This is a genomic window from Pseudomonas sp. CF161 (assembly GCF_000416215.1).
Classification (GTDB): domain Bacteria; phylum Pseudomonadota; class Gammaproteobacteria; order Pseudomonadales; family Pseudomonadaceae; genus Aquipseudomonas.
In genome coordinates this window covers 1-10197 of sequence record NZ_ATLP01000100.1, presented here as the reverse complement: position 1 = coordinate 10197, position 10197 = coordinate 1, and the positions used below count along the sequence as shown (strand labels likewise).

Here is a 10197-nt window from a genome sequence, read left to right as displayed (position 1 = left end):
CAGTCCGGGTCTACCGCCAGCCAGCCGTCGCGCCCGGCATAACCTTCACCTACCCGGTGCGCGCCGAGGCCCGCAGCCGCCAGGCCCGCGCTCAAGGCATCGGCCAGGGCCGGTTCGCTGAAATGCGGGTTGAGGTACACCGCCGCAGCGTCGCGGGTCTCGGCGGGCAATGGCTTGGCCAGGGCCACCGGGGTTGGCAGGCGATACAGGGCCGGGGCCTGGGTGTCGTCGATGTCGTAGGCGAAGTCATGTTCGATCGAGGCACGCGCCGCGCCGATCTGGCGCCCGACAATCCAGCCGAACAGGCGCCCGAACTGACGCGGCCACATGCCCTCGAAATTGTTGATCAGCGCGACCTTGAGGCTCGCCCCGTACACATGCACCACCTTGCGCCGCCAGCCGGGCAGCATGCCCATGTACAGCAGCGCCGGGTGGAAGGAGTCGTTGATCACCAGGTCCGCGTGCTGCAGCCGTCGCCGCAGGCGGCCGATATCGCGCAGCATGCGTGTGGGGCGGAACAGGTAATGGGCGACATTACGGTTGGTGGCCTTGCGCAGCATGTTCTGCTCGCTGTCGAACTGCACCGCGTAGTGCTCGGACAGGATCTCGGACTCGACGCCAAAGCGCTGCAAGAAGCGCTGCCCTTGTTCAGAGGTGGTCAGTACGTCGACCTGGGCCCCGGCCTGGCGCAGGGCATGCACCAGCAGTTGCGCGCGCATCAGGTGGCCGCGGGCGTCGGCCGTCGCCAGGTACAGAATGCGTGAACTCATCGGGCATGGCCGCCCGTGCTGCGCAAGCCGCCATACACCCAGCCGGCGATGTACATCGCCAGCGCGCCGGTCACGCCAAAGCGGGCGTCGACGGCCCGAATCTCTTTCAGCAAGCGCGCCAGATGCGGCAGCTCCCGGGGCGCGACGGTGCGGCGCAGGGTGTTTTCGCACAGGCGCACATGGCCTTTTTCATCGGCGAGCACCCGAGACAACAGCGGGTACAGGCCATGTTCGGCACCGATCACCCCACAGTGACGGCCCAGTACGCGCTCGGCCATCTGCTCGGCGCAGAGCCCGGTGGCATAGGCGGGCACCAGCAGGCCGTGTTCGAAATGCCCGGCGTATTCGTGGGCCAGGCGTTGCCAGCGCTGGATCTTGCGCCGGCTGAGCCAGTCCGGTTCGAGGCGTGTGGCGCCGTCGTCGCCCACTGCGCGCAAGGCCTCGGTGAACAGCGTCACGTGTCGGCGTTCATCGGCCAGGTGCTGTTCGACCTGGCGTTCGAGCCAGGGCGGCGATTGCGGCATCAATTCGTCGAGCAGCGCGCGTTCCGTGGCGTCTTCGCCGGCCAGGTACATGCGCAGCAGCAGGCGCTCGCCACGAGGGCTGCGGTGCAGGCGGGAAAGGGCTGCGCGCTTGATGCGGTCCACCAGACGCGCTTGCAGCGCGCCCAGCCCCTCTGGGCTGGGCGTGGCCAGGCAACTGAAGTCAGCGGTGTCGGCGCTGTGTTCGAGCACAGTCATTGGGCGGGCTGCGGCGCGGTGTCGCTGGCCACCGAAGTCGCAACCTGTGGGCTGCGGTGCCACGCCAGGATCAGGCCGATAAAGCTGTCGCGCATAAAGGCAGCACCTGAAGCGGCGGCCTCGGGAAAACTGTGTTCAACGCCGTTGTAACGCAGGTAACCCTTGCCGTTGACGGCGCCCAGTTCCAGGGTGTCGCGCTTGTTGAAGCCGCGCTGGCGCACGTCCTTGAGCAGCGGGCTGTCTTCCAGGCCGAACACGAACAGTTGGCGCTGCACCACCCAGACCGGGATCTGGCCGCTCAGGGCCTGCAACTTGAGGTTCCAGGTGCCGTTCGCCAGCAATGGGTTCAATTCGGCGCTGTTGGGTTGATCCGAGGTGAAGCTGGCGCGCATCAGGGACTTGGAGACGCGACCGACGCCGAGGGCGATGGTGATGTCATCGGCGGCCGGGTTCTTGGCGTCACTGGGGCGTACGGCGACGAAGTAACTGGCAATCCGTGCGGCCAGCGACGGTTGGGCCAGGACCTTGCGTGCCTGCTCGGCAGTGAACAGTACGCGTTCGCTGCTGCCCTCGCGGACGCTGATCTGGTACGGATCGAGTTCGATCGCGCTGAACGTGCCGCGCACCGGGGCGTGCACGTAAGTGTCGGACTTCCACACCTGGCCCGTGCGCCGCAGCAGCACATGCAGGCTCAGGGGCACGCGCTGGCCATCGGCGGCCAGGCCACTGCCGTGCAACAGCACGTCGCCAATCACGGTCTTGCGGTCATGGCTGGCGTCGGCGGCAATCACGATGGCGTGGGTCTGGGCATCGACGCTGGCACGGGCGTCGGCCACGTCCAGGGCGATGCGGTTGCAGCTGTTATCAACGCTGCTGGCGGTGGCGCAGCCGGTGCCGGAGGCGAAGTGGAACACCCCGCGCCCGCTGAACTCCGAGGGCGCGGCCTGGGCCTGACCGCTCAGTGTCAGCAGTGCCAGGCACGCCAGGGAATAGCCGAGTGACGCAATCGAATGGGGTTTCATGCTGACTTCCTGTGGGCACTTGATGGGCGGCGATAAAGGGCGAGGGATGGGGATCAATCCAGGTGGCGGTGATACGACAGCGCTTCACTGTGACGGGCACTGGCGCGACCCACCGAGACGCCGCAGCCACGGATCACCGCACCGGCGGTGTCCAGCAGCGACATGCCGATCACGATGGCCATCGCCGCCAGGCGCCGTACGCCGTGCACGGGCGGCAGGTCCTGGTGATTCAGGGCCCGCAGGCTGTAGCCCAGGCGCCCGGCCATCACGCACAAGGGGCCGATCGGCCCGCTGCGCCCCAGCCATTGCAACCAGCCCGGCATATAGGCGCGTACCAGGTAGGGGGTGAGGTCGACGCTGTCGCCGCCCCGCAGCCAGCGCAGCTTGATCACTTCGCCCTGGCTGTCGGGCAGGCGGTGTTCGGTGTGAGCCTGCGGCGCATAAGCCACCGCCACGCCTGCGGCTTGCATGCGCAGGCCCATGACCTGGCAGTGGGCGCGGTACACGCCATCGAGGGGCTCGTAGCGGTGCTGCTCGAAGGTGTCACAGCGAAAGGCCACGTTGTTGGCGTAGAAATTACGCGTGGCGCCGCTGCGCAGCGGGCTGGGGAAGTACATGAAGTCGATGGAGGTCAGTGCGCTGCCGGTGATGCTCGGCGCGTAACTGGTGCGCCCGGCCACCGCGACCGGCGCGTCAGGCTCGGCGAACGGCAGAAGCAATTGTTGCAGCCAGTCGACGCAGGGCAGGCAGTCGGCATCGGCGAACACCACGTACTGGCAGCGCGCCTGGTCGACGGCGTCGAAGCCGACATTCTTCGCGTCGTAGTAGCCGGTGCGGGCATCGATCTCGACGAAGTCCAGGGGCCGCCCAGCCAGCACGCACAGCGCCTGGCGAGCTTCCAGGTCGAGGCCGTCGTGGGTGATGACCCACTGCGCCAGGGACTGGGGAGAGACACTCTGCTGGGCAAACCGGGCGATCAAGCGCTTGAGGCTGCTTAAGGCCTCCACGGCATCGTTGCCACCGCGCAGGTTGTTGGTTTCCAGGACCAGGGCGGTCGTGGCGGCGATCTCGGCCAGGCGTTGCTGCATGCCGTCGCCGGGGGGCGGCGTCGACATCCTGGCTGTCGTTTCTTGGCTATCCATTTCGGGCGTATCTCTGAAAAAAGCGGGGCTGCCGGCCGGCCTAATGTGCAGTCGGGCCGACAACTCGGAGTATCGCGGGCGCAATCACAGCATTATCCTTGAAAATATTCAAACACTGACTGTGACCGTACATTGCCCATGCCCCCGCTGATCGACCTTCCCGAGACCCTTCGCCCCTTGTTCCTGGCCGCGGGCTGGCCGGCCACCCACACCGAACCGCTGCCGGATTTCGTTCCGCCCTGGCACCCGGCCACGGCCCTGCTTCAACAGCTCGCCGGGCTGCAGGTGGGCACCTGTGACACAGGCGAAGAGTGCGCCACCAGCGATGTGGTCTTTGGCACCTTCGAGCACCTGCATGGGGACGACGACTTCCTGGCCTGGCAGCAACGCCTGGGCAGCACCCTGGTCAGCATCGCCGAAGTCCATCACGGCCACGGCGCGCTGCTGATGGACGAACAGGGCCGCTGCTACGTTTTGAGCATCATTCATGACGGGTTCTGGCTGCAGGGCCGGACCTTCGCCCAGGCCGTTGAAACCCTGGTGTTCGGGCGCAAGGCCGGTGCGCAGGTGGCGCTGGCCACGCCCGGCGCCGTGCCCGTCATTTCCTGATAACCGAGCTGGACATGATCGCCACCGTGCCCCTGGCGCTCGGTCGGGGTCTTTACCAGCCCCCGTCAGCTGCTTGCCAGGGGATTTTTCGCCCCTGGGATAAAGGCCGTATTGCGCCGGAACCCCGGTGTGCGCGGCGGGTTCTGACCTGGTACCTGCCAGAACAAAAGGGGATGCACCTATGGGCCGCGCGATCAGTGCCAGTGAACTGGGTATCGACTTGCAGCCGGGGGCTGAACCGGCGTTGTTCCGCTGGTTGATCGCCAGCTTCCTGATGGGCAAGCGCATCCAGGCCGATATCGCGGCCCGGGCCTACCGGGTGATCGTGCTGCAGCATGGGCGCGATACCCCGCGCAAACTGGCCGGGTGCAGCCATCGCGAGCTGGTGCGGATGCTCGGTGAGGCGCATTACGTGCGTTATGACGAAAGCACCGCGCAGCGCCTGTCGAGGCTGTGTCAGGCCTTGCTCGATGAGTATGCGGGCCGGGTCGGTGAGATCCGGGCCGCCAGCCTCGACCGCCAGGCCTTCGAGCAGCGCCTGCTGGCGTTTGCCGGGGTTGGGCCGAAGACCGTCGAGATCTTTATGCGCGATGCCGCCGCGGTGCTCTTTTGAATGCCCCGATCGCCAGGCCGAGGCTGGCAATCGGCTGCGCCGGGTGGAGCCTGCCCCGTGAGCATTGGCCGCGCTTTCCCGCCGAGGGCAGCCAGTTGCAGCGCTATGCCGCGCAGCTGACGGCGGTGGAAATCAACAGCTCGTTCTACCGCCCCCATCGCCCGCAAACCTACCTGCGCTGGGGGCAGTCGGTGGCGCCGGGGTTTGCCTTTTCGGTCAAGCTGGCGAAGCAGATAACCCATGTGCAGCGCTTGCAGGGCTGTGACGGGCTGCTCGACGAATTCCTCGGCCAGTGCCTGCAATTGGGGGCCGCCATGGGCTGTCTGCTGGTGCAATTGCCGCCCTCCCTGAGCTACGACGAGGCCACGGCCCGAGGTTTTTTCGAAGCCCTGCGCCAGCGCTATGCCGGGCCCGTGGCGCTGGAACCGCGTCATGCCAGCTGGCTTCAGGCCCAGGCCTTGCTGGTTGAATTGCAGATCGCCCAGGTCGCGGCCGACCCGACGCCGATTGCCGGCGGTGATCAGCCCCGGGGCTGGTCGGGCTTGCAGTATTGGCGCTGGCATGGCTCGCCACGGATCTATCACAGTGCCTACGCCCACAGCCGCCTGCAGGCACTGGCCGAGGAGGTGCGGCGCGCACAGGCGGCGCAGATCCCGACCTGGTGCATCTTCGACAACACCGCCAGCGGCCATGCCATCGAGAACGCCTTGACCCTGCAACAGCTGTTGCAGGCCTAGGCGGTGAACAGCAATTCCTGCAGCAGGCCGAACACCGTGGTTTTGACTGCGCTGTCGAGGTCGACCCAGGCCAGGCCGGTGGTGGCGCGGTAGCTGCCCAGGTCCAGGGGCCTGGCAATCACATTGGCCGGCAGCGCGCGCCCGGCGTTGGCTGGCAGCAAACCGACCCCAAGCCCGGCCGACACCAGGGCCAGCATGGTGGTGAATTCCCCCAGTTCCGAGGCGATTTGCAACGGCGCGCCCTGGCGCTCCAGTGCCTGCAGCAGCCCGTCGTAAAACCCCGGCGCGTAACGCCGGGCCAGGATCAGCAGCGGCAGCTGCGCCAGGTCCGTGGGGTGCAGGCCGCTGCGGGAGGCCAGGGGATGGTCGCCGGGCAGGGCGACGATGAAACTTTCCTGCAGCACCTCACGGGTCTGGATCCCGGGAATGATCGCCGGCAAGCGCATCAGGCCGAAATCCAGTTGGGCGTTTTTCAGCGCCGTGGCCTGGTCCGGGCCGGGCATGTCCTTGAGCTCCAGTTCGATCCGCGGGAAGCGCTCATGCAGGGTGCGGATCAGGTCGGGCAAGAGCTGGGGCAGCACTGAGGAAATAAATCCCAGGCGCACCCGGCCGATCTCCCCGCGCCCGGAGGCCCGGGCCACGTCGGCGGCATGGGCGGCCTGGTGCAGGGTGGCGCGCGCCTCGGGCAGGAAGATCGCCCCGACCTGGGTCAGCGCCACCGAGTGTCGATTGCGCTCGAACAGGCGCACCCCCAGCTCTTCTTCCAGCAGCTTGATCTGCATGCTCAGGGCCGGCTGCACGATGGACAGGCGCTGGGCCGCGCGACCGAAATGCAGCTCCTGGGCCAGGGTCACGAACGCGCGCAAATGTTTGATTTCCACGGGGTGGCTCCAAGGTTGGGCGAGGTCTGAGGTGGTGATCATAAATTTTGATAAGCAGATCAGCAATGACGATTGGACGTTGCCCGGGCGCTGGGGTGAACTGGCGCCCAAGGCCTGCAGCACAATAAACGGCCGCTTGACGGAGAAAAGCATGTCATTCAGCACCAGCAGCTTCCTGCTTGAAGGCCGCACGGCCCTGATCACCGGGTCCGGCAAGGGCATCGGCCTGGAACTGGCCCGTGGCCTGGGCGCCGCCGGCGCCAGGGTGGTGATCAACGATCGCAATAGAGACAAGGCTGAGTCGATTGCCAGCCTGTTGCGCGACGAAGGGCTTGAGGTCGAGATCGCGGTATTCGACGTCACCGACCGCGGGCAGCTGTTCGAGGCCATCGACGGTTTCGAGGCGCAGTGTGGGGCCATCGATATCCTGGTCAACAACGCCGGGATCCAGCGCCGCGCGCCGCTGGAGGATTTCGCTGCCAATGACTGGCACGAGCTGATGCGGGTCAATCTCGACGGCGTGTTCCATGTTTCCCAGGCGGTGGCGCGGCATATGATCGGTCGCGGTCGCGGCAAAATCATCAATATCTGCTCGGTGCAAAGCGAGCTGGCGCGCCCGACCATCGCCCCCTACGCCGCGTCCAAGGGCGCGGTGAAGATGCTGACCAAAGGCATGTGCGCCGAATGGGCACGCCACGGAATCCAGGCCAATGGCCTGGCCCCGGGCTACTTCGCGACCCAGATGAACCAGGCGCTGGTGGACAACCAGGCGTTTTCCCAATGGCTGTGCCAGCGCACGCCGGCCGGGCGCTGGGGGCGGGTCGAGGAGCTGTGCGGCACCGCGGTGTTCCTGGCCTCCGCGGCGTCCGACTTCATCAACGGACAAACCATTTTTGTCGACGGCGGCCTGACCAGCGTCGTGTGAAACCGAACTGCGTACCTGAAAAAAACAACAACAGGGGACACCCATGAGCACACTCAAATCCCAGTCACTGCCGCTGCCGGCCATTAGCGGCGAGGCGTCCACGGCCTTTGCGCCGAAACGCTGGCTGTACCTGATTCCACTGATTTTCATCACCTACAGCCTGGCCTACCTGGATCGGGCCAACTACGGCTTCGCCAGCGCCGTGGGCATCGAGCAGGACCTGGGCATCAGCAAGAGCACCTCATCTCTGATCGGCGCGCTGTTTTTTCTCGGCTACTTTTTCTTCCAGGTGCCGGGGGCGATCTACGCGCAGAAATACAGCGTGCGCAAACTGGTGTTCTGCAGCCTGATCCTGTGGGGCATCTGCGCCATGGCCACCGGGCTGGTGACCAATATCCCGATGCTGATGGTGATCCGCGTCTCCCTGGGTATCGTCGAAGCCGCGGTGATGCCGGCGATGCTGATCTTCATCAGCAACTGGTTCACCCGCAAGGAACGTTCCCGGGCCAATACCTTCCTGGTGCTGGGCAACCCGGTCACCGTGCTGTGGATGTCGGTGCTCTCGGGCTACCTGATCCAGGCCTGGGGCTGGCGTGAAATGTTCATCATCGAAGGTGCTCCGGCGGTGCTCTGGGCCTTTGTCTGGTGGCGCATGGCGCGGGACAAACCGGAGCAGGTCGACTGGCTGAGCAGCGAGGAAAAGACCCAACTGGCCGCGACCCTGGCCAGTGAGCAGCAAGGCCTGAAGGCCGTGCGCAACTATCGCCAGGCCTTTACCAGCCCGGTGGTGATCCAGCTGTGCTGTGTGCATGCACTGTGGAGCATCGGGGTCTACGGCTTCATCATGTGGCTGCCGACCATCATCAAACAGGCGGCGGCCGCCGATATCGTCACCGTCGGCTGGCTGAGCGCGGTGCCCTATGTCGCGGCCGTGGCGGCGATGCTGGTGGTGTCTTGGGCCTCGGACAAATCCCAGCAACGCAAACACTTCATCTGGCCGCTGCTGGCGCTGGGGGCCTTGGCGTTTTTCTGCTCGTACCTGCTGGGCTCGACTCACTTCTGGCTGTCGTTTGCGCTGCTGAGCATTGCCGGCGCGGCGCTGTACGCACCCTACGGGCCATTTTTCGCGCTGATCCCGGAGATCATCCCGGCCAACGTGTTCGGGGGGGCCATTGGCCTGATCAATGCCTGCGGTGCCCTGGGGGCCTTTATCGGTTCGTGGATCGTCGGCCACCTGATCGGCCTCACCGGCAACCCGGGGGCGGCCTATATCTTCATGACCGTCGGCGTGCTGTCCTCGGCGCTGCTGATGGCCTGGGTCAAGGTCCGGCGCTGACACCCGCACCGGGATAACGGGCGCGAAGCCCGGTATCCCGGTCGGCTTACTCGGCGTTGCCCAGGTCCACCACATGCTCAAGGATCACCGGCTGCTGGCGAATGATCTGCTTGCGCCAGTACCAGTCGGCGATGTGCTGGATCTGCTCCACCTGTTGCGCGCCAACCGCCAGCAAGGGCGAGGTGTTGGTCGCGCCCAGTTGCCGGGCGACCTCCTCACTCTGGTTGCCCATCTGCCGGGCCCAGATCCGACCCGCTTGTAGCGGGTGCTCGCGGGCCCAGCGGTTGCTGCGTTGCAGCACCTTCAGCACGGCTTGCACCACCTGGGGGTGGGCCGCGAGGAAGTCCTGGCGGATAAAGTAGCCGGCGGCGTTCTCCGAACCCAGTTGCTGGCCGTTGATCAGCAGGCGCCCGCCGTAATTGTTTTGCGCCAGGGCCAGGTACGGGTCCCAGGTGGCCCAGGCGTCCACATGCCCCGAGGCAAACGCCGAGCTGCTGTCGGTGGGGCTCAGGTACTGCTTGTGCACGCTGCCCTCATCGATACCGGCGGTTTCCAGGGCGCGGGACAACAGGTACTCGCCGGTGCCGCCGCGGTTGACCGCGACGGTTTTGCCCGGCAGGTCGGCCAGGCTGTGAATCGGCGCCTGGTCCTTGACCACAATTCCTTCGCCATTGGCCGGCATCGGCTGGTAGCCGAACATGCTCATCGGCATGCCCCCGGCAATCGCCGTGACAAAGGCGGTGGAGCTGCCGCTGGTGAGGTCCAGGGAGCCGCCATTGAGGGCTTCATAGGCCGGCGCCGCCGCCGGGAACGGCCCCAGCCAGCGGACCTTGACCGCAAGCCCGGCCAACTCTTTTTCCAGCTCGCCGGTGTCGCGCACCAGGGACAGGTCCGACGGGCCGCGCAGGTAACCGATGCGCAGTTCCAGGTTCTCGGCCTGGGCGTTGGCGCACAGCAGCCAGGCGCTCAGGCCCAGGCTGGCGAACAGGGTGAAGGCGCTAGGGCTCGATGCTTTCATGACAGCTCCGTGGACAGTGACAGGTCGCGGCCGAGGCTCGGTGGCAGGGGATTTTTCAGCAGCCCGGCGCTGGCCAGCAGGCGGGCCTGCAGGTCCTGTTCGTCAAGGATCGGCTGCCGGGCCGGTTCAATGCCCCAGGGGCGCTGGCGCAGGCTGGCGGCCCAGGTGCTGGCGGCAACCTGTTGCGGGTGGCTGGCGGCCAGCAACTCGGCGGCCTGCTCGATATGCCCGGCGATCCAGCGGTCATTCTCGGCCAGGGCCTGGAACACCAGCTGCGCCTGCTGCGGCTCGCGCTCGACCCAGGAGCGGTTGGCCCAGAACAGCGAGCGATTGGGGATGAAGTCGCCGGCCTGGCCCAGGGCCCGCACCTGGCCGGTCTGCAACTGTTCGCTGAGCAGCGGGTC

General features: G+C 66.4%; 12 protein-coding genes. 5 read left to right on the top strand and 7 right to left on the bottom strand.

Features of this window, described 5'->3' with window-relative positions:
• The 4 genes from CF161_RS22475 to CF161_RS22460 all read right to left on the bottom strand — a co-directional run.
• Positions 1-770: hypothetical protein (locus CF161_RS22475; RefSeq protein WP_020298914.1), on the bottom strand; the 770-nt coding region annotated here is incomplete at its 3' end.
• Positions 767-1510 carry a hypothetical protein gene (locus CF161_RS22470; RefSeq protein ID WP_020298913.1) on the bottom strand — a complete coding sequence of 248 codons (744 nt, stop codon included), beginning with the start codon at positions 1508-1510 and terminating at the stop codon, positions 767-769. The genes CF161_RS22470 and CF161_RS22475, both read right to left, overlap by 4 nt.
• Entirely contained in the window at positions 1507-2532 is a 1026-nt protein-coding gene (locus CF161_RS22465; protein ID WP_020298912.1) for a hypothetical protein, read from the bottom strand. Before CF161_RS22465 ends, CF161_RS22470 begins: the two co-directional genes overlap by 4 nt.
• 53 nt (positions 2533-2585) lie before the next feature.
• On the bottom strand, positions 2586-3647 hold the full coding sequence (locus tag CF161_RS22460) for a glycosyltransferase family 2 protein (protein WP_020298911.1): 1062 nt from the start codon (positions 3645-3647) through the stop codon (positions 2586-2588).
• Between the two features lie 165 nt (positions 3648-3812).
• Here CF161_RS22460 and CF161_RS22455 point away from each other — a divergent pair, with 165 nt between their 5' ends.
• From CF161_RS22455 to CF161_RS22445, 3 genes are all read left to right on the top strand, one after another.
• On the top strand, positions 3813-4283 hold the full coding sequence (locus CF161_RS22455) for an SUKH-3 domain-containing protein (protein ID WP_020298910.1): 471 nt from the start codon (positions 3813-3815) through the stop codon (positions 4281-4283).
• A gap of 181 nt (positions 4284-4464) precedes the next feature.
• On the top strand, positions 4465-4896 hold the full coding sequence (locus tag CF161_RS22450; protein ID WP_020298909.1) for a hypothetical protein: 432 nt from the start codon (positions 4465-4467) through the stop codon (positions 4894-4896).
• Positions 4893-5633 (top strand): DUF72 domain-containing protein, encoded by a 741-nt coding sequence (locus tag CF161_RS22445; RefSeq protein ID WP_020298908.1) that lies wholly within the window; start codon positions 4893-4895, stop codon positions 5631-5633. Before CF161_RS22450 ends, CF161_RS22445 begins: the two co-directional genes overlap by 4 nt.
• Here the strand turns inward: CF161_RS22445 and CF161_RS22440 are convergent.
• Positions 5630-6514: a LysR family transcriptional regulator gene (locus CF161_RS22440; protein ID WP_043230152.1), complete on the bottom strand. Its 885-nt coding sequence runs from the start codon at positions 6512-6514 to the stop codon at positions 5630-5632. The genes CF161_RS22445 and CF161_RS22440 overlap by 4 nt on opposite strands.
• Positions 6515-6665: 151 nt before the next feature.
• Between CF161_RS22440 and CF161_RS22435 the strand changes: the two genes are divergently transcribed.
• Both CF161_RS22435 and CF161_RS22430 read left to right on the top strand, forming a co-directional pair.
• Positions 6666-7439, top strand: a complete 774-nt coding sequence (locus CF161_RS22435; protein ID WP_020298906.1) for an SDR family NAD(P)-dependent oxidoreductase — start codon at positions 6666-6668, stop codon at positions 7437-7439.
• Positions 7440-7482: 43 nt separating this feature from the next.
• Positions 7483-8775: an MFS transporter gene (locus CF161_RS22430; RefSeq protein ID WP_020298905.1), complete on the top strand. Its 1293-nt coding sequence runs from the start codon at positions 7483-7485 to the stop codon at positions 8773-8775.
• 46 nt (positions 8776-8821) lie between these two features.
• On the opposite strand, the gene CF161_RS22425 is transcribed toward CF161_RS22430, so the two are convergent.
• Together CF161_RS22425 and CF161_RS33210 are read right to left on the bottom strand one after the other, a co-directional pair.
• Entirely contained in the window at positions 8822-9793 is a 972-nt protein-coding gene (locus CF161_RS22425) for an aliphatic sulfonate ABC transporter substrate-binding protein (RefSeq protein ID WP_020298904.1), read from the bottom strand.
• Positions 9790-10197 (bottom strand): Aliphatic sulfonates family ABC transporter, periplasmic ligand-binding protein (locus tag CF161_RS33210; protein ID WP_020298903.1); only part of this gene is annotated, 408 nt, incomplete at its 5' end. The genes CF161_RS22425 and CF161_RS33210, both read right to left, overlap by 4 nt.